A 21,982-nucleotide genomic window follows, 5' to 3' on the forward strand; every position below is an offset into this window, starting at 1 on the left:
ATGAGCAAGTTTCTAGATCGGTTTCGCTATTTCAAACAGCTGGCCGAACCCTTTTCCGGCCAGCATGGCCAGACGTTAAACAGCAACCGCGACTGGGAAGATGGCTATCGCAGTCGCTGGCAGCACGATAAAATCGTGCGCTCCACGCACGGCGTTAACTGTACCGGCTCATGCAGCTGGAAAATCTACGTCAAAAATGGACTGGTCACCTGGGAGACCCAGCAGACCGACTATCCGCGTACCCGTCCCGATCTGCCAAACCATGAGCCGCGTGGCTGCCCACGCGGTGCCAGCTACTCGTGGTATCTCTACAGCGCTAACCGCCTGAAATATCCGTTAATGCGCAAGAAGCTGATTCAGCTCTGGCGCGATGCGAAAGCGCAGCACAGCGACCCGGTGGACGCCTGGGCATCCATCATCAGCAATCCTGAAAAGGCCAGAAGCTACAAACAGGCGCGTGGACGCGGCGGCTTTGTCCGCTCCAGCTGGCAGGAAGTCAACGAGATGATCGCCGCCGCGAACATCTGTACCGCGAAGACTTACGGCCCTGACCGCATTATGGGATTCTCACCGATTCCGGCGATGTCGATGGTCTCTTACGCTGCGGGCGCACGTTACCTGTCACTGATTGGCGGAACCTGTCTGAGCTTCTACGACTGGTACTGCGATCTGCCGCCGGCCTCACCGATGACCTGGGGCGAGCAGACCGACGTGCCGGAATCGGCTGACTGGTACAACTCCTCCTACATTATTGCCTGGGGCTCTAACGTGCCGCAGACCCGTACCCCGGATGCGCACTTCTTTACGGAAGTCCGCTATAAAGGGACGAAAACCGTGGCGATCACGCCGGACTATGCTGAGGTCGCGAAGCTGTGTGACCAGTGGCTGAGTCCGAAGCAGGGCACCGACAGCGCGATGGCGCTGGCGATGGGCCACGTGATGCTGAAAGAGTTTCATCTTGATCGCGAAGTTGGCTATTTCCGCGACTACGTGCGCCGTTACACCGATATGCCGATGCTGGTGCTGCTGGAATCCCGTGAGGGCGGTTTTTACGCCGCCGGCCGTCAGCTGCGCGCCAGCGATCTGGTGGATGGGCTCGGTCAGGAGAATAACCCGGAGTGGAAAACCGTCGCGATCAACGAGGCGACCGGGGAGCTGACCGCGCCGCAGGGATCTATCGGCTTCCGCTGGGGCGAAAAAGGCAAATGGAACCTTGAGCAGCGTGATGGGGCATCACATCAGGAAGTTGAACTGCAGCTCAGCCTGCTCGGCAGCCACGATGAGGTGGTGGAGGTTGGTTTCCCTTACTTCGGTGGCATTACCAGCGAGCATTTCAACAGCGTTGCGCTGGACGAAATCCTGCTGCATAAGCTGCCGGTGAAACGCCTGCAACTGGCGGATGGCAGTGAAGCACTGGTCACCAGCGTCTACGATCTGACGCTGGCGAATTATGGTCTGGATCGCGGTCTGGATGATGCCAACTGCGCGCAAACCTACGACGACATCAAAGCGTACAGCCCGGCCTGGGCGGAGCAGATTACGGGTGTCTCCCGTCAGAACATCATTCGCATTGCCCGTGAATTTGCCGAAAACGCCGAGAAGACCCGCGGTCGTTCGATGATCATCGTCGGTGCCGGTATGAACCACTGGTATCACATGGACATGAACTATCGTGGCCTGATGAACATGCTGATTTTCTGCGGCTGCGTCGGTCAGAGCGGCGGTGGCTGGGCGCACTATGTCGGCCAGGAGAAACTCCGTCCGCAGACCGGCTGGACCCCGCTGGCCTTTGGCCTGGACTGGCAGCGTCCGCCACGCCAGATGAACAGCACCTCCTTCTTCTACAACCACTCCAGTCAGTGGCGCTATGAAACCCTGGCCACCAGCGAATTGCTCTCCCCGCTGGCGGATAAAAGTCGCTACAGCGGCAGCCTGATCGACCTTAACGTCCGTTCCGAACGTATGGGCTGGCTGCCTTCAGCGCCGCAGCTTAACGTCAACCCGCTGCACATCGCGGCGCAGGCGAAAGCCGCCGGTCAGTCGCCGCTGGATTACACCGTGGAAAGCCTGAAGCAGGGCACCATGCGGTTTGCCGCTGAACAGCCGGACGATCCGCAGAACTTCCCGCGTAACCTGTTTGTCTGGCGCTCCAATCTGCTCGGCTCATCCGGTAAAGGGCATGAGTACATGCTGAAGTATCTGCTGGGCACGGAAAACGGCATTCAGGGCAAAGATTTAGGCCAGCAGGGCCGCGTGAAGCCGGAAGAGGTGGAGTGGCTGGATCAGGGTGCCGAAGGCAAACTGGATCTGGTGGTCACACTCGACTTCCGCATGTCGAGCACCTGTCTCTACTCCGATGTCGTGCTGCCAACGGCGACCTGGTATGAAAAAGACGATATGAATACCTCGGATATGCATCCGTTTATTCATCCGCTTTCGGCGGCCGTCGATCCTGCCTGGGACTCAAAAAGTGACTGGGAGATCTACAAAGGCATCGCCAAAGCCTTCTCCGATCTCTGCCCGGGTCATTTAGGCGTTGAAACGGACGTCGTTACTCTGCCGGTGTTGCATGACTCACCCGCGGAACTGGCGCAGCCTTTTGAGGCGAAAGACTGGAAAAAAGGCGAATGCGATCTGATTCCGGGTAAAACCGCGCCACACATTATGGTGGTGGAGCGCGACTATCCGGCGACCTGGGAGCGCTTTACCTCGCTGGGACCGTTGCTGGAGACCCTGGGTAACGGCGGCAAAGGTATCAGCTGGAACACCAGCAAAGAGGTCGATTTCCTCAAGCAGCTGAACTACGTCAAAGCGGATGGCCCGGCAGCGGGGCGGCCGAATATCGACACGGCGATCGATGCGGCAGAAGTGATCCTGGCGCTGGCACCGGAAACCAATGGTCAGGTGGCGGTGAAAGCCTGGCAGGCACTGGGCGTGATTACCGGTCGTGACCACACCCACCTGGCGCTCAATAAAGAAGATGAGAAGATTCGCTTCCGCGATATCCAGGCGCAGCCGCGCAAAATTATCTCTAGTCCGACCTGGTCAGGGCTGGAAGATGAACATGTCTCTTACAACGCCTGCTACACCAACGTTCATGAGCTGATCCCGTGGCGAACCCTGAGCGGCCGTCAGCAGCTCTATCAGGATCATGAGTGGATGCGCGCCTTTGGCGAGAGCCTGATGGTCTATCGTCCGCCAATCGATACCCGCGCGGCGAAGCCGTTGCTGAACAGCAAACCCAACGGTAACCCGGAGAAGGCGCTGAACTTCCTGACGCCACACCAGAAGTGGGGCATTCACTCCACCTACAGCGACAACCTGCTGATGCTGACACTGTCGCGCGGCGGACCGATTGTCTGGATGAGTGAAGATGACGCTCGTGAGCTGGGTATCGTGGATAACGACTGGATCGAGGCGTTCAATGCCAACGGTGCGCTGACCGCACGTGCAGTAGTGAGCCAGCGCATCCCGGCCGGTATGACCATGATGTACCACGCGCAGGAACGTATCGTGAATATCCCTGGCTCGGAGATCACCAGCCAGCGCGGCGGGATCCATAACTCGGTGACGCGGACCTGCCCGAAACCGACCCATATGATCGGCGGTTATGCGCAGCTCTCCTGGGGCTTTAACTACTACGGCACCGTCGGCTCTAACCGCGATGAGTTCGTGGTAGTGAGAAAAATGAACAACGTTAACTGGTTAGATGGGGAAGGCAACGATGCCTGCCAGGGCAGCCAGCAGGAGGTAAAACCATGAAAATTCGTTCACAGGTCGGCATGGTGCTGAACCTCGACAAATGTATCGGCTGCCACACCTGCTCGGTGACCTGTAAAAACGTCTGGACCAGCCGCGAGGGCATGGAGTACGCCTGGTTTAACAACGTCGAAAGCAAGCCCGGTGTCGGCTATCCGCACGCCTGGGAAGATCAGCAGAAGTGGAAGGGCGGCTGGATCCGTAAGATCAACGGTAAGCTGGAGCCGCGCATGGGGAGTCGCATCGGTCTGCTGTCGAAGATCTTCGCCAACCCGGATGTGCCCGCGCTGGATGATTACTACGAACCGTTCGATTTTGATTATCAGCATCTGCACAATGCGCCCGCCGGTAAGCATCAGCCGATTGCGCGTCCGCGCTCGCTGATCACCGGTCAGCGGATGAAAAAGATCGAAAACGGCCCGAACTGGGAAGAGATCCTCGGTGGCGAGTTTGCCAAACGTTCGCAGGATAAGAACTTCGATAATATCCAGAAGGAGATTTACGGTCAGTTTGAGCACACCTTCATGATGTACCTGCCGCGTCTGTGTGAGCACTGCCTCAACCCGGCGTGTGTGGCGACCTGCCCAAGCGGCGCGATCTACAAACGTGGCGAAGATGGCATCGTACTGATCGACCAGGATAAATGTCGCGGCTGGCGGATGTGCCTCACCGGCTGTCCGTACAAGAAGATCTACTTCAACTGGAAAAGCGGCAAATCAGAAAAATGCATTTTCTGTTATCCGCGCATTGAAGCGGGCCAGCCCACCGTCTGTTCAGAAACCTGTGTCGGCCGTATCCGCTATCTCGGCGTGTTGCTCTATGACGCTGACCGCATTGAACAGGCGGCCGCAGCGGAAAACGAGAAAGATCTCTATCAGAGCCAGCTGGATATCTTCCTTGATCCCAACGATCCGGCGGTGATTGCGCAGGCGCTGAAAGATGGCGTTGCGCAGAGCGTGATCGATGCAGCACAGCGTTCACCGGTCTATAAAATGGCGATGGAGTGGAAGCTGGCGCTGCCACTTCACCCTGAATACCGCACGCTGCCGATGGTCTGGTATGTGCCACCACTGTCACCGATTCAGTCGGCGGTGGATGGCGGGGCGCTGGCGCACACCGGCGTGCTGCCGGATGTGGAGAGCCTGCGCATTCCGGTTGAGTATCTGGCGAACCTGCTGACCGCAGGCGACACCGCACCGGTGCTGCTGGCACTGAAGCGGATGCTGGCGATGCGTCATTATAAACGCGCAGAAAGCGTGGACGGTGAGCATGATATCCGGGCGCTGGAGCAGGTCGGCCTGACCGAAGCGCAGGCGCAGGAGATGTACCGCTATCTGGCGATCGCGAACTATGAAGATCGCTTTGTGGTGCCCTCCAGCCATCGCGAACTGGCGCGTGAAGCCTTCCCGGAAAGCAAAGGCTGCGGTTTTAGCTTTGGCGATGGCTGTCACGGCAGTGACAGCAAATTCAACCTGTTCAACAGCCGCCGTATTGATGCCATCGACGTCAGTAAGAAAACCATTCGTCCGGAGGATGCCTCATGATGACGTTACGGATTCTTTCGCGGCTGCTGGACTACCCGGACGAGGCGCTGTTTACCCACTCTTCCGACCTGATCGCGGCGCTGGATGACGCCACTGAACTCAACCTGCAGCAGAGTGCACGGCTGGTGCGTTTTATCAATCAGCTCTGTGCCCGGCCACTGCTCGACGTGCAGGCTGACTACTGCGAACTGTTTGATCGTGGCCGCGCCACCTCGCTGCTGCTGTTTGAACACGTGCACGGTGAGTCACGCGATCGCGGTCAGGCGATGGTTGATCTGCTGGAACAGTATCGTGCCGATGGTCTGGAGCTGAACAGCAAAGAGCTGCCCGATTTCCTGCCGCTCTACCTGGAGTATCTCGCCTGTAAAAGCGATGAGGCCACGTGTCAGGGACTGGACGACATCGTGCCTATCCTGGCCTTGCTGGCGGCGCGGCTTGAAGAGCGTCAGAGCCCCTACGCCGATCTCTTCACAGTATTACTGACGCTGTCCGGTAGCGCGGTTGATCCTGCGGCCCTCAAGCCACAGGTGGCGCAGGAAGCGCGTGACGATACGCCGGCAGCACTGGATGCTGTCTGGGAAGAGGAGCAGATTAAATTTCTCGGCGAACAGGGCTGCGCCTCGGCGCAGCAGGCGATGCATCAGCGTCGCTTCGCCGATGCGGTCGCGCCGCAGTATCTGGACATCGCCGCGGCGACGGCGCGTACCACAGGAGAATCAGCATGAATTTTATTAACACTTTCTTCTTCGATATTTACCCCTATCTCGCCGGAACGGTCTTCCTGGTGGGAAGCTGGCTGCGCTATGACTACGGGCAGTACAGCTGGCGTGCCGGTTCCAGTCAGATGCTGGACAAAAAAGGGATGCGTCTCGCCTCCAACCTGTTTCACATCGGCATCATCGGTATTTTCTTCGGTCACATCGTCGGGATGCTGACGCCGCACTGGATGTATGAATCCTTCCTGCCGATCGACGTGAAGCAGAAACTGGCGATGATTGCCGGTGGCCTGTTCGGGGCGATGACACTGCTGGGCGGTGGACTGCTGCTGAAGCGCCGTCTGACCAATCCACGGGTGCGGGCGACCAGTAGCGTCGGTGATATTCTGATCATGACCCTGCTGGTGGCTCAGGCGACGCTGGGCCTGCTGACCATTCCCTTCTCCGCCCAGCATATGGACGGCAGTGAAATGATGAAGCTGGTGGGCTGGGCGCAGGCGGTGGTGACCTTCCACGGTGGCGCTTCGCAGCATCTCGACGGCGTGGCGTTTATCTACCGCGTGCACATGGTGCTGGGAATGACGCTGTTCCTGCTGTTCCCGTTCTGCCGGCTGGTGCATATCTGGAGCGCGCCGGTTGAGTATCTGACCCGTCGCTATCAGCTGGTGAGAAACCGCCGCTAAGCGCATGATGGCTGCGGGACAGAGAGAGTCCCGCAGCCACTTTAGCCCACGGCTGCCTTGACGTTTTTTTAAGATTTTGCCCTGTATGTCATTGCGCTGAACGTCTACTATTACCGCATCTGAAATTACCCCTCGTTTATGGATAACCGATGCGCCTCAAGTTAGCCTTCCTTGCGTTCATTCCGCTTCTGGCCTCCTGCAGCAGCAAACCTGAAGTCCCGTCCCAGCAGAAGATGCTGGCTGCGCCACAGGGCGGTTTTTTACTGCAGCCGTCGCACAGCGGACAGGCGATGTTTGGCGACTTTGCCGGTAACCCGGCAGCAGAGCAATTTATCGATAAGATGGTGGAGAAGCATGACTTTGACCGTCAGCAACTGCACAACATCATCGGTCAGGCCAAACGACTGGATTATGTGCTGCGACTAATGGACCGTCAGGCACCAAGCTATACGCCAGCGCCAGGGCCTAATGGCGCCTGGATCCGCTATCGCAACAAGTTCATTACGCCCGATAACGTGCAAAATGGGGTGGCGTTCTGGAATCAGTATCAGGATGCCCTGCAACGCGCACAGCAGGTTTATGGCGTGCCACCGGAAATTATCGTGGGCATCATTGGCGTGGAAACCCGCTGGGGTCGTGTGATGGGGAAAACGCGGATTCTGGATGCGCTTGCGACCTTATCCTTTAACTATCCGCGCCGCGCAGAGTACTTCAGCAGCGAGCTGGAAACCTTTCTGTTGATGTCGCGCAAAGAGCAGGATGACCCGCTGGCGCTGAAAGGCTCCTTTGCCGGGGCGATGGGCTATGGTCAGTTTATGCCCTCCTCTTACAATGATTATGCGGTTGATTTCAACGGCGACGGTCATGCAAACCTGTGGGATCCGGTGGATGCTATCGGCAGCGTGGCGCACTATTTCCAGAAGCATGGCTGGCGCAGCGGCGAAAATGTGGCGGTACCGGCCAGCGGTCAGGCACCGATGCTGGAAGATGGCTTCAAAACCCGTTACAGCGTGAGCATGCTGGCGGCGTCAGGATTGTCACCACAGGGCTCGCTGAACGGTAACGATCAGGTCAGTCTGCTACGCCTGGATTTGGGCACCAGCTACCAGTACTGGTACGGCTTACCCAATTTCTATGTCATTACCCGCTACAACCACAGTACCCATTATGCGATGGCGGTGTGGCAGCTGGGTGAGGCGGTGAGCAAGGCGCGCCAGGGCGGCCTGTTATAAAGGCTATCCTTGTTAACTGTAAGGTTATATGATGACGCCCTTTTTCAGGCCACACAGCCACTGATATTTCTGGAGTCATTATGTCTTTACCTGCCTGCCCGGCTTGTCACGCCGATTACACCTGGCAAGATGGCGATAACCTTAACTGCCCCTCCTGCGGTCACATCTGGACCGAGGGAGAAGGTGACAGCAGCAACGCAACACTTGAAGTGCGTGATGCCAACGGCAATCTGCTGGCAGATGGCGACAGCGTCACGGTGATCAAAGATCTCAAGGTGAAGGGCAGTTCTTCATCGCTGAAGATCGGTACCAAAGTGAAAAGTATTCGTCTGGTTGAAGGGGACCACAACATCGATTGTAAAATCGACGGTTTTGGCCCGATGAAATTAAAATCTGAGTTTGTGAAAAAGAACTGAGATCGGGGGCGCAGGGATGCGCCCGCTTTCCTGCTTAGCTGAACAGCTTATCAATTGCGGCACACTGTTCCGCATTCAGCGTGCCACCGTAGTTTCGTGAGCCGCTGCTCATCGAGTCATAGCGCCGTGCCACGGCCGTTTTAATTGTCGTTACGAAATCATCTCCAATACTGTAAATCGCCATCAGACGGCCGATCTGCTGCTGCAGGCGCGTCAGCTCCGGCAGATTGCCACTTCGCCATGCCGTCATCATCTGCGCAAAGTACTCCGGTACAATATTATTCAGTCCTGAAATGACACCGGCACCGCCCGCCAGCAGGTTCGGGAGCAGGTACTCGTCATACCCCGACAGTACGGCGAAATCGCTACGCACCTTGCGGGTCTCTTCAATCATCATCCGGTTATGCGACAGGCAATCCACCGTATCTTTAATGCCGGCGAAGTTGGGCAGCTTTGCCGCCAGGGCGGCAATCAGCGCGGGCGTCAGATCGCAGCCGGTGCGGGCCGGAAAGTTGTAGGCAAACCATTTACCACCCAGCTGCGCGTCCAGTGCTTCGAAGTAGTGCATCAGCTGGTTTTGCGTCTGGCCATAATAGTAGGGTGGCAGCACCATCACCGCGTCAAAATCATTTTTCCAGGCGGCTTCAGCCAGCTCCAGCATGTCAGGAATGCAGGTTGCCGAGACGTTCGCGACCATCTTCAGCGATGACAAGGGTCTGGCTTCCTGAATCAGTTGTAAGCGTTCCTGCTGCGTCAGTGAGGCGAACTCGCCAATGCTGCCCATCACCAGTAAGGTATCGATACCGGAGTCATTGAGGCGGGAGAAATGTCGCCCGAGCGCATCAATATCGACCGCACCCTGCGCATTAAACGGGGTGACTGAAGGGCACCAGACACCGGCAAAGGGCGATTTTTCACTCATAAATGACTCCTGAATCGGATGTTAAAAAAATGAAACAGTGTTTTAACTTAATGACTCCGGCCGGTCTCTGCCAGCGCATGATTCAAAAATGAGCAACGGGTCGCACTTTTTCCTCTTTCATCCGTCTCAGTAAGCGGATGCATCTGATAACTGAGCGAGAGGTCATGATGAAAGAGTGGGATCCTGTGCTGTACCGTAAGTTTGAAGCAGAACGAACCCGTCCAGCCCGCGAACTTCTGGCGCGCCTCAGCCTGGAACAGGTTGAGCAGGTGACCGATCTGGGATGCGGGCCCGGTAACAGCACCGAGCTGCTCGCCGATGCCTGGCCACTGGCGCAGATTACCGGGCTGGACAGTTCCGCCACGATGTTAACTCAGGCCGCTGAACGCCTGCCGCACTGTCGTTTTATCCAGGCGGACATCCGCAACTGGCAGGCCGATGTGCCGCAGCAGGTGGTCTACGCCAACGCGTCTCTGCAATGGCTGGATAATCACGCAACGCTGTTTCCCCATCTGGTCAGCCAGCTGGCGCCCGGTGGCGTGTTAGCGATCCAGATGCCTGATAACCTGAATGAGCCGTCGCACCGGCTGATGCGCGAGGTGGCGGCAACGGATCGCTGGCGTTCACGCATCAATGCCGATGCCGCTGAACGTACACAGCTGCTTTCCACGGGCGAGTATTACGATCTGCTGACGCAGGCAGGCTGTGAGGTGGATATCTGGCGTACCACCTATTATCACGTGATGGCCGATGCACAGGCGATTATCAGCTGGCTGCAGGCGACCGGTTTACGGCCTTTCCTGGCAACGCTGGATGAGACCGAACAGACGGCGTTTCTGACCGATTATCATCAACGTTTGCTCGCGGCTTATCCGGCTCAGGCCGATGGTCAGGTGTTGCTCGCCTTCCCGCGTCTTTTTATGGTTGCGGTGAAAAACCGGTAAGCGCAGTGGAAAGCTGGCCGCAAAAACAGCGTAATAATGGTGAGTGACCTTGAAAAAGCGGTTTTTCTGCACCACCTTCAACCCACAGCCAAAGGGAGAGTCGCAATGGATGATCAGCAATTGCAGGCGCTTAGTGCGCAGATAGGTGAGAAGCTGAAGCAGCGCAATGCCACCGTAACCTGTGCGGAATCCTGCACGGGGGGATGGATTGCCAAAGTTTTTACCGATATCAGCGGCAGCTCCGCCTGGTTCGAGCGGGGTTTTGTGACCTACAGTAACCAGGCCAAACAGCAGATGGTCAGTGTTCAGGCTGCTTCGCTGTTGCAGTATGGTGCGGTAAGTGATGTGGTGGTGCGGGAGATGGCGCTGGGTGCCCGCAGGGCGGCCCATGCTGACTACGCGATCTCCGTCAGCGGTATTGCCGGTCCGGATGGCGGCAGTGAAGAAAAACCGGTGGGTACGGTATGGTTTGGCTTTGCCGGGCCGCAGGATAAGGTATTGACTTTTCAGCAGAATTTTAGCGGCGATCGTGATGCCGTACGCCGCCAGTCGGTGGCATGGGCCCTGCAGAAACTGTATGGCGAATTTCTGACAAATTAAACTTGATACTGTATGACTATACAGTATAATTGTCGGCAACAGAAAGAGTACAGGCACCCTGAGTGCGTGTTTACCCGGCTTGATTAGGAGTTGAAATGGCGATTGATGAAAACAAACAGAAGGCTTTAGCTGCCGCGCTTGGCCAGATTGAGAAGCAATTTGGTAAAGGCTCCATCATGCGCTTGGGTGAAGACCGCTCAATGGATGTGGAAACTATCTCTACCGGCTCGCTGTCGCTGGATATCGCATTAGGCGCAGGCGGTCTGCCAATGGGCCGTATCGTTGAGATCTACGGACCTGAGTCTTCAGGTAAAACCACGCTGACTTTGCAGGTTATCGCATCTGCACAGCGTAAAGGTAAAACCTGTGCCTTTATCGATGCCGAGCATGCGCTTGATCCGGTTTACGCCAAGAAACTCGGCGTAGACATTGATAACCTGCTCTGCTCTCAGCCAGACACTGGTGAGCAGGCGCTGGAAATTTGTGATGCGCTGGCGCGCTCTGGTGCCGTTGACGTGATCATCGTCGACTCCGTCGCGGCGCTGACGCCTAAAGCGGAAATCGAAGGTGAAATCGGTGACTCACACATGGGCCTCGCGGCACGTATGATGAGCCAGGCGATGCGTAAACTGGCCGGTAACCTGAAGCAGTCCAATACCCTGCTGATTTTCATCAACCAGATCCGTATGAAAATTGGTGTGATGTTTGGTAACCCGGAAACCACCACTGGTGGTAACGCGCTGAAGTTCTACGCCTCTGTCCGTCTTGATATCCGCCGTATCGGTGCAATCAAAGAGGGCGATAACGTGGTCGGCAGTGAGACCCGCGTTAAAGTGGTGAAAAACAAAATCGCCGCGCCATTCAAACAGGCTGAGTTCCAGATCATGTACGGCGAAGGTATCAATACCTTTGGTGAGCTGGTCGACCTGGGCGTGAAGCACAAGCTGATTGAAAAAGCGGGTGCATGGTACAGCTACAATGGCGACAAGATTGGTCAGGGTAAATCGAATGCCGGCAACTTCCTGAAAGAGAATGCTGCTGTGGCAAACGAGATTGATCTGAAGTTACGTGAGATGTTGCTCAACGGCGCGGATGAAAAACTCGCAGCAGCCGACAAGGCTGCTGAGAAAGAAGACGCGGCTGAAGCGAACGAAGACTTCTAATCTCTGATGCGGGAGGGGCGAAAGCCTCTCCCGTAGTTTTATCCCCCTCTATTATCTTTCTTGCCTTCCCTCTGTCCTGTTCTGTCGCCATAATCTCCCTCTGTTTGTACAAGGTGCGCAGTATGACTGAACCCTCTCAACCCCAACCTAATGTCGTCTCTTACTCTCGTCTGCTTGACCGTGCGATGCGTATTCTGGGTCAGCGCGACCACAGCCGTGCAGAGTTAGCGCGTAAACTGCAACAATCAGCGCAGCGTGCTGCGTGGGCGCAGAAAAAAGAGCCCGAAATTGTTACCGAAGCGTTGCTGGAACAGGTTCTTAACTGGTGTCAGGAAAGCGGCTGGTTAAACGACGAGCGTTTCACCGAACGATTTATTCAGAGCCGGAGCCGTAAGGGCTTTGGATCGCAGCGCGTGCGCCTTGAACTGGGCCAGAAAGGCATCGACCGTGAAGCCATTGATCTTGCAATGGAAGAGACTGAGGTAGACTGGGCGGCGTGCGCGGCTCAACTGGCTGAACGAAAATTCGGACACCCGCTGCCCACAGAGTGGAAAGAGAAAGCGAAAGTACTACGCTATCTGCAGTCAAAGGGCTTTATGAGCGAAGATATCCAGTCCATTTTCAGAAATTTTGATGACTAAAAGCCGATGTAATTTTACTTCCCACTGAAGAAAATTTATCTTATTCCCACTTTTTGTTCCGCTAATCAGGCACCACCAGAATGTGGTCGCGCCGATCAGAGGGAACGTTCGTTAGCGTGATTCCAGGATATATATGAGCAAGAGCACTGCTGAGATCCGTCAAGCGTTTCTCGACTTTTTTCATAGCAAGGGACATGAGGTTGTAACCAGCAGCTCCCTCGTACCGAATAACGATCCAACGTTGTTGTTTACTAACGCCGGGATGAACCAGTTTAAAGATGTGTTCCTCGGTCAGGACAAACGTGACTACACACGTGCGACCACGTCACAGCGCTGCGTACGCGCAGGCGGCAAACACAACGATCTTGAAAACGTCGGTTACACCGCACGTCACCACACCTTCTTTGAAATGCTGGGTAACTTCAGCTTTGGTGACTACTTCAAGAGAGAGGCGATTGGTTTTGCCTGGGAACTGCTGACGAGCGAGCAGTGGTTCAGCCTGCCAAAAGAGCGTCTGTGGGTGACGATCTATGAAACCGACGATGAAGCCTTTGATATCTGGGCGAATGAAATCGGTGTGCCACGTGAACGCATTATTCGCATCGGCGACAACAAGGGCAGCGCGTATGCGTCAGATAACTTCTGGCAGATGGGCGATACCGGTCCTTGTGGTCCGTGCAGCGAGATTTTCTACGATCATGGCGATCACATCTGGGGTGGCCCGCCGGGCAGCCCGGAAGAAGATGGTGACCGTTACATTGAGATCTGGAACATCGTCTTTATGCAGTTCAACCGTCAGGCTGATGGCACCATGCTGCCGCTGCCAAAACCGTCGGTTGATACCGGAATGGGCCTTGAGCGTATTTCTGCCGTTCTGCAACACGTCAACTCCAACTATGAAATCGACCTGTTCCAGAAACTGATTCAGGCCGTGGCACAGGTTACCGGTGCCACTGACCTCAGTAACAAATCGCTGCGTGTCATTGCCGACCACATTCGCTCCTGTGCTTTCCTGATTGCCGATGGCGTCATCCCGTCTAATGAGAACCGTGGCTATGTGCTGCGTCGTATCATTCGTCGTGCCGTACGTCATGGCAACATGCTGGGCGCCAAAGAGGCCTTCTTCTATAAACTGGTTGCGCCACTGATTGAGGTCATGGGTGCCGCAGGTGAAGAGTTACAGCGCCAGCAGGCTCAGGTTGAGCAGGTGCTGAAAAGCGAAGAAGATCAGTTTGCCAGAACCCTGGAGCGCGGACTGGCGCTGCTGGACGAAGAGCTGGAAAAACTGCAGGGCGACACGCTGGATGGTGAAATCGTCTTCCGTCTTTACGATACCTTTGGTTTCCCGGCTGATTTAACGGCTGACGTCTGCCGCGAACGCAATCTGAAGATCGACGAAGCCGGCTTTGAGCGGGCGATGGAGCAGCAGCGTCAGCGCGCACGTGAAGCGAGTGGCTTCGGCGCTGACTACAGCAACGTTATTCGTATTGATGCCGCCTCATCCTTCAAAGGCTACGACCAGCTCGATTTAGCTGCCACGGTGAAAGCGCTCTATGTTGCAGGCGAGGCGGTTGATGAAGTGACCGCGGGTCAGGATGCTGTGGTCGTGCTGGATGAAACGCCATTCTATGGCGAATCGGGTGGCCAGGTAGGCGATACCGGTCTGCTGAAAGGGAAGAATGCTGAATTTAGCGTCCAGGATACACAAAAATATGGTCAGGCAATCGGTCATGTCGGTAAGCTGACCGCAGGGCAGTTGCGTATCGGTGATCGCCTTGAGGCACAGGTTGATGCGGCACGCCGTGCGCGCATCCGTCTTAACCACTCTGCTACTCACTTACTGCATGCCGCCTTGCGTCAGGTTTTAGGTGAGCATGTGGCGCAGAAAGGCTCGCTGGTTAACGACAAGTACCTGCGTTTCGATTTCTCGCATTTCGAAGCGATGAAACCTCAGGAGATTCGTCAGGTCGAAGATATCGTCAATGCGCAAATTCGTCGCAACCTGCCGGTTGAAACCGAAGTGATGGATCTGGATGCGGCGAAGTCTAAAGGGGCAATGGCACTGTTTGGCGAGAAATATGATCAGCGCGTGCGCGTTCTGACCATGGGTGATTTCTCTGTTGAGCTGTGTGGTGGTACCCATGCTGCGCGCACGGGTGACATCGGGCTGTTCCGTATTCAGGCGGAGTCAGGTACCGCAGCCGGTATTCGTCGTATCGAAGCGATTACGGGTGAAGGCGCGCTGGCGCAGGTCAATGCGCAGAGCAGCCAGCTGCAGGATCTTGCGCAGCTGGTAAAAGCGAACAGCAGCAACCTGAATGAGAAAGTGCGTGGTCTGGTCGATCATGTACGGGCTCTGGAGAAAGAGTTGCAGCAACTGCGCGATCAGCAAGCCGCGCAGGAGAGCGCTTCACTGAGCAGCAATGCTATCGACATTAAGGGAGTGAAACTGCTGGTCAGTGAGCTCAACAATGTTGAACCGAAAATGTTGCGTACCATGGTTGATGATCTTAAGAATCAGCTGGGGTCGGCGATTATTGTGCTGGCAACGGTTACTGAAGGTAAGGTGTCGCTGATTGCGGGTGTGACCAAAGATCTGACTGACCGTGTTAAAGCGGGTGAGTTGATTGCCGGTCTGGCTCAGCAGGTTGGCGGGAAGGGCGGTGGCCGTCCTGATATGGCACAAGCTGGTGGTAACGATGCGGGTGCTCTGAAAGGCGCATTAGCAGGGGTTGAGGACTGGGTCAGCAGCCGTCTGTAAGTGAATTAAAACAAGGCATCGTAAAAAGCGTCAGAACGGTTGTTCCGGCGCTTTTTAATACGATGCTAAAGCAGCAAATGACAAAGTCAGGTTGATGTAGTGTATTTCGGCTAAACTAACTATCAGCAGAATGTATTGGCGCATCGATGTGCATTGGTGTATTTCTCATACACATTGTGCAGCGTTAAATGATGGATAATGCCGGGAGCCTGTACAAGCCCGACTCTTTTAATCTTTCAAGGAGCAAAGAATGCTTATTCTAACTCGTCGAGTTGGTGAAACCCTCATGATCGGTGATGAGGTAACTGTAACGGTGCTGGGTGTTAAGGGTAACCAGGTTCGTATCGGTGTTAACGCGCCGAAAGAAGTGTCTGTGCATCGCGAAGAGATCTATCAACGCATCCAGGCTGAAAAAACGCAACAAACCAGCGTTTAACGGATTCAGCGTCTCGCACCTGTGCGAGGCGCTACCGCTTTCTGTAAAAATCCTGCCTTTTCTTTCTACCTGTTCCTCCTCTGTTTTGTTAACGCCATCATCTTTCATTGTTGATAATTCACTCTTTTTGTCGCCATTTTGTCCCAATTGTGTGTGATTTGCTCAATCAAACAAAGTTTCGGAAAAATTGTTTGACTTAAAAGTCCGGGAAAGTAATATGTGCGCCACGCAGTGCCGATGAGCAGAAACAACGTTCAGACGCACAGTTCGAAAGAAAGCGTAAGGTGAGGTGGCCGAGAGGCTGAAGGCGCTCCCCTGCTAAGGGAGTATACGGTCAAAAGCTGTATCGAGGGTTCGAATCCCTCCCTCACCGCCATTTTCGATGCATCCATAGCTCAGCTGGATAGAGTACTCGGCTACGAACCGAGCGGTCGGAGGTTCGAATCCTCCTGGATGCACCATCGAAACAAAGCGAATTAGCAATTCCTTTCATGGTGAGTAGTTAGCACCCTGCGTTGTACAAGAATTTGTTTTATGCATCCATAGCTCAGCTGGATAGAGTACTCGGCTACGAACCGAGCGGTCGGAGGTTCGAATCCTCCTGGATGCACCATATTCTTCCCGAATATGGACAGTGCCTCAGTGTGTCATGACGTGATTATCGTTCAGGCCGCACTAAGGAGGATAACGTTGCATCAGCAACGGCCCATAGGGCGAAGCGCAAGCTGAGTAATCCTCCTGGATGCACCATTCTTTGTAACATCCTCAGGTTGGTTTCTGTAAGTCCATAAAAATTTGTACCTCAAAAGATAGACCCCAAAAGATAGACCCCAATGCATCCATAGCTCAGCTGGATAGAGTACTCGGCTACGAACCGAGCGGTCGGAGGTTCGAATCCTCCTGGATGCACCATCTTCTCGAATGTTGGCAGTTCCTCAGTGTGACATGACGCAATAAGCGTTCCGGCCGCACGAAGAGGGATAACGTTGCATCAGCAACGGCCCGCAGGGCGAAGCGCAAGCTGAGTCATCCTCCTGGATGCACCATCTTCTTCTTTAGCCTCAAAATCCCTCAAAGTATCATGGCGCGATGATCGCTAAGACCTCACTAAACACGATAGCGTTACTTCCGTAACCGCCCGTACAGCAAACGCTGAGTGAGTATCCTGAAAAACCTCTGCAGTTTCCCTCTGGCTTCACACGCACTCTTTTCCTGTTTAATCTGCCCCATTGATTCATCATCCTGACTTAAGCGATCCGAAACGCCTGTTTCCCGCATCAACGCCTTCTGTTTTGCTGCCCATGCCCGTCCGCCGCCGCTTGTCTGCCAGAAGAATGTTAAAAAAACGCTGGAATTTCGTACGTTTATCGCTGGTCGTGCACGATCACCTTTATCTGAAAACAAAAATTGTTAATGCTTTCAAAGCATTTGCTGTTCATCCCCCCTGGCGACAACCTGTCCACATTAGGCTAAAGTAATGTCTCATTTGATGAATGTCCGGAGTGACAATGTACGATCAATATGACGCCCTGATTTTCGATATGGACGGCACGATTCTTGATACTGAGCCGACACATCGAAAAGCGTGGCGTCAGGTACTGACGCGTTATGGATTAACGCTGGATGAAGCACGTATTATCGACTTCAATGGCGCACCAACCTGGCGGCTGTCGCAGTTCATCATTGAATCCAATCAGTCGTCACTCGACCCTCATCTTCTTGCCGCAGAAAAAACCGCTGCCGTGAAAGCGATGCTGCTGGAAAACGTGAAGCCACTGCCTTTAATGGAGGTGGTGAAAGCGTATCACGGGCGTCGTCCGATGGCGGTCGGTACCGGAAGCGAACACAGCATGGCAGAGGCGTTACTGACGCAGCTGGGCGTACGTGAGCTCTTTTCGGCCGTCGTCGGTGCTGACGACGTACAGCGTCATAAACCTGAGCCTGAAACCTTCTTACGCTGCGCTGAGCTGATGGGTGTGACGCCGGCACGTTGTGTGGTGTTTGAGGATGCGGACTTTGGTATTCAGGCAGCGAAGGCGGCAGGTATGGCTGTGGTGGATGTCCGCTTACTGTGAGTGACGTTCTTACCTATGCCTCGATGTTCGGCAGCAGCTTTTTAAGTGCAACGCTCCTGCCGGGAAGTTCTGAAGCACTGCTGATAGCACTATTGATAGCAAAAAAGACATCAGTTTACGGGTTGCTTTTGGCCGCATCACTGGGAAACACCTTGGGCGGCTTAACCAACATTCTTATTGGTCGCTTGCTGCCGTTAAAACGTCAGGGGCGATGGCATGACACAGCAATGACGTGGTTGCACCGACTGGGACCTGCAGCACTGTTATTCAGCTGGCTGCCAGTGATAGGTGATCTGCTCTGCGTTCTGGCAGGCTGGTTACGTTTCGCCTGGCTACCCGCGATGCTGTTTCTCGCTGTCGGCAAAACACTGCGTTATATCGTTATCGCGACTGCCACATTACAGGGTATGCAATGGTGGCATTGATTCGCACAGATTCGAGGCTACGGTTAACATTATGCTGAACAAAAATAAATTATTATCACAGCGGGGGGGTAATGTGATCCCGGACGTATCTAAAGCGCTCTCCTGGCTGGAAGCGCATCCCAATGCCCTTAAAGGTATTGGCCGTGGCATCGAGCGTGAAACGCTGCGTGTACAGGCAAATGGCGAGCTGGCAAAAAGCGGCCACCCGGAATCTCTGGGTTCGGCGCTGAAACATGACTGGATCACCACTGACTTTGCCGAAACGTTGCTGGAGTTTATTACGCCAGTGGATCACAGCATTGATCATATGCTGGCATTCCTGCGCGATATTCATCGTCACGTTGCCCGTGAACTGGGTGATGAACGCATGTGGCCATTTAGTATGCCATGCGTGATTGACGATGCGGACAATATTGAACTAGCGCAATATGGCACGTCCAATATTGGTCAGATGAAGACGCTCTACCGCGAAGGACTGAAAAACCGCTACGGCGCGTTGATGCAGACCATCTCCGGCATTCACTATAACTTCTCACTGCCACTCTCATTCTGGCAGGAGTGGGCTGACGTGAAAGATAAGGAAAGCGGAAAAGAGACGATCTCGGCGGGCTATCTGCGGCTGATCCGCAACTATTATCGCTTCGGCTGGGTGATCCCCTATCTGTTTGGCGCATCGCCTGCTATCAGCTCCAGCTTCCTGCAGGGCCGTGAGAGCGCGCTGCCATTCGAAACCAACGACAAAGACACGATGTGGCTGCCGTATGCTACCTCACTGCGTCTGAGCGATTTAGGCTACACCAATAAATCGCAGAGCTCTCTGGGCATCACGTTTAACTCACTGGAAGGCTATGTCACTGCGCTGAAGAAAGCGATTAAGACGCCGTCAGAAGAGTATGCAGCGATGGGCACTAAAGATGCCGACGGTAACTGGCTGCAGCTCAACACCAACGTGCTGCAGATTGAAAACGAGCTCTATGCGCCAATCCGGCCTAAGCGTGTGACACGCTCGGGTGAAGCGCCCTCTGATGCGCTGCTGCGTGGTGGTATTGAGTACATTGAAGTGCGTTCGCTGGATATCAATCCGTTCTCTGCGATCGGCGTAGATGAGAATCAGGTTCGCTTCCTCGACCTGTTCCTGATCTGGTGTACCCTGGCCGATGCGCCGGAAATGAGTGCAGATGAGTTGCAATGCACCCGTATAAACTGGAACCGGGTTGTGCTGGAAGGGCGTAAACCGGACCAGAAAATTGCCGTAGGCTGCGGAGAAGCGGAACATTCGCTGGTTGAAGTGGGCAAAACCCTGTTTGCCGATCTGCGTCGGGTTGCTGAAGTGTTAGACAGTCATAATCAGGACAGCACGGAATATCAGCAGGTTTGCGATCAACTGGTAGCATCGTTCGACGATCCTGAGCTAACCTACTCGGCGCGCATCCTTCAGGCAATGAAGGACAATGGTGTAACCGGAACCGGCGTGGCGCTGGCTGAACAGTATCGCCATCTGCTCTGCGAAGAGCCGCTGGAAGTGCTGACAGAAGAAGATTTCACGCGTCAGGCGCAGGCGTCTGTTGCTGCACAGCAGCAGCTGGAAGCAAATGATAAGCTGGATTTTGAAGCGTATCTGGCGAGCCGGGAAGGGTAGAAAAGAAAAAGGCCACATCAATGTGGCCAAATTAACATCTCTGTTGTCAGGGATGATGATAACAAATGCGCGTCTTTCATATATTCAGACGTTGGGCGAACAGAAAAGTTTCATCGTTTTAAAAAAAATTCTCAGAACAGGAGGTGACGTATGCCACTACTGGACAGTTTTACCGTTGATCACACCATCATGGGCGCACCGGCAGTTCGCGTGGCGAAAACCATGAAGACTCCGCATGGCGATACGATTACCGTTTTTGACCTGCGTTTTTGCCGCCCGAACATTGATATCCTCACTGAGCGTGGCATTCATACGCTGGAGCATCTCTTTGCCGGCTTCATGCGTGATCACCTGAATGGTGATGGTGTGGAAATCGTCGATATCTCGCCAATGGGTTGCCGCACCGGCTTCTACATGAGCCTGATTGGTACACCAGACGAGCAGCGCGTTGCCAAAGCGTGGAAAGGGGCGATGGAAGATGTTCTGAAAGTGAAAGATCAGAACCAGATCCCTGAGCTGAATGAATACCAGTGCGGCAGCTACAAGCTGCACTCACTGGATGAAGCGCAGCAGATCGCCCGCAATGTGCTGGCGCATGAGATCGGCGTTAACCGCAACGAAGATCTGAAACTGCCTGCTGAAAAGCTGAAAGAACTGCACATCTAGTCAGGGCTTTGCTGCTAAAAAAAACGCCGCATCATGTCGATTGCGGCGTTTTTTTATCGCTTCAGGACCCTACCGATTTTTTCAGTGGCGTCTTCGGCGTGATGCGCACTTGTTTAATCATGTTGTCCTGCACGTCCAGAATATCGACGTTGTAGTGGCCGATCTGAACACGGGTGGCGATGGCAGGGATCTCTTCCAGCGCTTCCAGCAGCATGCCGTTGATGGTGCGCGCTTCCTGCTCTGGCAGCTGCCAGTTAAACGCCTTGTTAATTTCACGCACACTGGCACTGCCTTCAATCAGCACGGACCCATCATTCTGCGGCATCACTTCTTCTGCCAGTGATGGTGACATGGAGGTGGTGAAGTCACCCACGATCTCCTCCAGAATGTCCTCTATCGTCACCAGCCCTTTGATGTCGCCATACTCATCCACCACCACGCCCGCTTTCTCTTTGTTGCGCTGGAACTTCACCAGTTGGGTGTTCAGCGGTGTCCCTTCCGGGATGTAGTAGATCTCATCGGCGGCGCGCAGCAGCGTCTCTTTGGTGAACTCTTTTTTCTCCGTCATCATGCGCCAGGCTTCGCGCACCCGCAGCATGCCGACGCAGTCATCCAGCGAGTCCCGGAACAGCACAATACGGCCGTGCGGCGAGTGGCTCAACTGGCGCACCACCGACTTCCAGTCATCGTTGATATTAATGCCGACGATCTCGTTACGCGGAACCATGATGTCATCAACGCTGACTTTCTCCAGGTCGAGCACGGAGAGCAGCATGTCCTGATTACGGCGTGACATCAGGCTACGCGATTCATAGACGATGGTACGCAACTCCTCTTTGCTCAGCGCGGAGTTAATGGCACCGTCAGCGCGGATACCCGCCATCCTCATCAGCAGACGCGTAATGGTGTTCAGTAGCCAGACCAGCGGCAGCATGATGTATTGCAGCGGGACCAGCAGCAGGCTGCTGGGAAAGGCGACGCGTTCGGGATAGAGGGCCGCCACTGTTTTTGGCAGCACTTCAGCAAATACCAGCACCACAAAGGTCAGGATACCGGTTGCGATCGCGACCCCTTCGTCACCGTGAATACGCATGCCAACAATGGTGGCAAGTGCGGAAGCCAGAATATTCACCAGGTTATTGCCGATTAATACCAGGCTGAGCAACCGGTCGGGGCGACGCAGTAACTTCTCCACCCGGCGTGCGGGGCGACTGCCGTTTTTAGCCTGATGGCGCAGCTTATAGCGGTTAAGCGTCATCATTCCGGTTTCCGAGCCGGCAAACCAGGCGGAAACCAGTACCATGACGCAGAGAATAATAATCAGCGTGGTGGTTGAAACATTCTCCAACGCAGAACTTCC

18 protein-coding genes and 4 tRNA genes are annotated in these 21,982 nt (G+C 54.7%); 20 read left to right on the forward strand and 2 right to left on the reverse strand.

The window, feature by feature from the left end; genetic code table 11:
• The 6 genes from ACX8ZY_RS04905 to ACX8ZY_RS04930 all read left to right on the forward strand — a co-directional run bounded on the left by ACX8ZY_RS04905 (position 1) and on the right by ACX8ZY_RS04930 (position 8,350).
• A complete protein-coding gene (locus tag ACX8ZY_RS04905; protein ID WP_158131419.1) occupies positions 1-3,762 on the forward strand; it encodes a nitrate reductase subunit alpha in 3,762 nt (1,253 codons plus the stop codon).
• A complete protein-coding gene (gene narH / locus ACX8ZY_RS04910) occupies positions 3,759-5,303 on the forward strand; it encodes a nitrate reductase subunit beta (protein WP_010248525.1) in 1,545 nt (514 codons plus the stop codon). The genes ACX8ZY_RS04905 and narH overlap by 4 nt, the downstream gene beginning before the upstream one ends.
• Positions 5,300-6,028 (forward strand): nitrate reductase molybdenum cofactor assembly chaperone, encoded by a 729-nt coding sequence (gene narJ / locus ACX8ZY_RS04915; protein WP_459260677.1) that lies wholly within the window; start codon positions 5,300-5,302, stop codon positions 6,026-6,028. The genes narH and narJ overlap by 4 nt, the downstream gene beginning before the upstream one ends.
• Complete coding sequence (narI, locus tag ACX8ZY_RS04920) at positions 6,025-6,702, forward strand: respiratory nitrate reductase subunit gamma (RefSeq protein WP_010248521.1); 678 nt, start codon at positions 6,025-6,027, stop codon at positions 6,700-6,702. The genes narJ and narI overlap by 4 nt, the downstream gene beginning before the upstream one ends.
• 149 nt (positions 6,703-6,851) lie before the next feature.
• Complete coding sequence (mltB, locus tag ACX8ZY_RS04925; RefSeq protein WP_010248519.1) at positions 6,852-7,934, forward strand: lytic murein transglycosylase B; 1,083 nt, start codon at positions 6,852-6,854, stop codon at positions 7,932-7,934.
• Between the two features lie 80 nt (positions 7,935-8,014).
• Positions 8,015-8,350, forward strand: coding sequence for a zinc ribbon domain-containing protein YjdM (locus ACX8ZY_RS04930; protein WP_010248517.1), 336 nt, complete (start codon positions 8,015-8,017; stop codon positions 8,348-8,350).
• Positions 8,351-8,384: 34 nt separating this feature from the next.
• On the opposite strand, the gene ACX8ZY_RS04935 is transcribed toward ACX8ZY_RS04930, so the two are convergent.
• Positions 8,385-9,272, reverse strand: coding sequence for a dihydrodipicolinate synthase family protein (locus ACX8ZY_RS04935; RefSeq protein ID WP_033758690.1), 888 nt, complete (start codon positions 9,270-9,272; stop codon positions 8,385-8,387).
• Positions 9,273-9,439: 167 nt separating this feature from the next.
• Between ACX8ZY_RS04935 and tam the strand changes: the two genes are divergently transcribed.
• The 14 genes from tam (at position 9,440) to luxS (ending at position 20,622) form a co-directional block, all read left to right on the forward strand.
• Positions 9,440-10,216, forward strand: a complete 777-nt coding sequence (gene tam, locus ACX8ZY_RS04940) for a trans-aconitate 2-methyltransferase (RefSeq protein WP_033770048.1) — start codon at positions 9,440-9,442, stop codon at positions 10,214-10,216.
• Positions 10,217-10,321: 105 nt separating this feature from the next.
• Positions 10,322-10,816 (forward strand): nicotinamide-nucleotide amidase, encoded by a 495-nt coding sequence (gene pncC / locus ACX8ZY_RS04945; RefSeq protein ID WP_187495309.1) that lies wholly within the window; start codon positions 10,322-10,324, stop codon positions 10,814-10,816.
• A gap of 95 nt (positions 10,817-10,911) precedes the next feature.
• Positions 10,912-11,979: a recombinase RecA gene (gene recA, locus ACX8ZY_RS04950; protein ID WP_010248510.1), complete on the forward strand. Its 1,068-nt coding sequence runs from the start codon at positions 10,912-10,914 to the stop codon at positions 11,977-11,979.
• Between the two features lie 122 nt (positions 11,980-12,101).
• The gene (locus ACX8ZY_RS04955) at positions 12,102-12,620 is read left to right on the forward strand and encodes a regulatory protein RecX (RefSeq protein ID WP_010248508.1); all 519 of its coding nucleotides are present in this window, start codon (positions 12,102-12,104) and stop codon (positions 12,618-12,620) included.
• 133 nt (positions 12,621-12,753) lie between these two features.
• Positions 12,754-15,381 (forward strand): alanine--tRNA ligase, encoded by a 2,628-nt coding sequence (alaS, locus tag ACX8ZY_RS04960; protein ID WP_010248506.1) that lies wholly within the window; start codon positions 12,754-12,756, stop codon positions 15,379-15,381.
• Between the two features lie 250 nt (positions 15,382-15,631).
• On the forward strand, positions 15,632-15,817 hold the full coding sequence (gene csrA, locus ACX8ZY_RS04965) for a carbon storage regulator CsrA (protein WP_008927091.1): 186 nt from the start codon (positions 15,632-15,634) through the stop codon (positions 15,815-15,817).
• A 283-nt stretch (positions 15,818-16,100) separates the two neighbouring features.
• A tRNA-Ser gene (locus ACX8ZY_RS04970) sits at positions 16,101-16,193 on the forward strand.
• Positions 16,194-16,201: 8 nt separating this feature from the next.
• Positions 16,202-16,278 (forward strand) — tRNA-Arg (locus tag ACX8ZY_RS04975).
• A gap of 75 nt (positions 16,279-16,353) precedes the next feature.
• Positions 16,354-16,430, forward strand: a tRNA-Arg gene (locus tag ACX8ZY_RS04980).
• 222 nt (positions 16,431-16,652) lie between these two features.
• A tRNA-Arg gene (locus ACX8ZY_RS04985) sits at positions 16,653-16,729 on the forward strand.
• Between the two features lie 596 nt (positions 16,730-17,325).
• Positions 17,326-17,892: a fructose-1-phosphate/6-phosphogluconate phosphatase gene (gene yqaB, locus ACX8ZY_RS04990; protein ID WP_031594176.1), complete on the forward strand. Its 567-nt coding sequence runs from the start codon at positions 17,326-17,328 to the stop codon at positions 17,890-17,892.
• Positions 17,889-18,317: a YqaA family protein gene (locus tag ACX8ZY_RS04995; RefSeq protein ID WP_010248498.1), complete on the forward strand. Its 429-nt coding sequence runs from the start codon at positions 17,889-17,891 to the stop codon at positions 18,315-18,317. Before yqaB ends, ACX8ZY_RS04995 begins: the two co-directional genes overlap by 4 nt.
• Positions 18,318-18,348: 31 nt before the next feature.
• Entirely contained in the window at positions 18,349-19,956 is a 1,608-nt protein-coding gene (gene gshA, locus ACX8ZY_RS05000; RefSeq protein ID WP_033770020.1) for a glutamate--cysteine ligase, read from the forward strand.
• A gap of 150 nt (positions 19,957-20,106) precedes the next feature.
• Complete coding sequence (gene luxS / locus ACX8ZY_RS05005) at positions 20,107-20,622, forward strand: S-ribosylhomocysteine lyase (protein ID WP_009086888.1); 516 nt, start codon at positions 20,107-20,109, stop codon at positions 20,620-20,622.
• A gap of 61 nt (positions 20,623-20,683) precedes the next feature.
• Here the strand turns inward: luxS and ACX8ZY_RS05010 are convergent, their stop codons facing one another.
• Positions 20,684-21,970, reverse strand: a complete 1,287-nt coding sequence (locus ACX8ZY_RS05010; RefSeq protein ID WP_022623780.1) for an HlyC/CorC family transporter — start codon at positions 21,968-21,970, stop codon at positions 20,684-20,686.
• Between the last annotated feature and the right edge of the window lie 12 nt (positions 21,971-21,982).

The organism is Pantoea sp. XAF26B01_ASV70 (genome assembly GCF_054512635.1).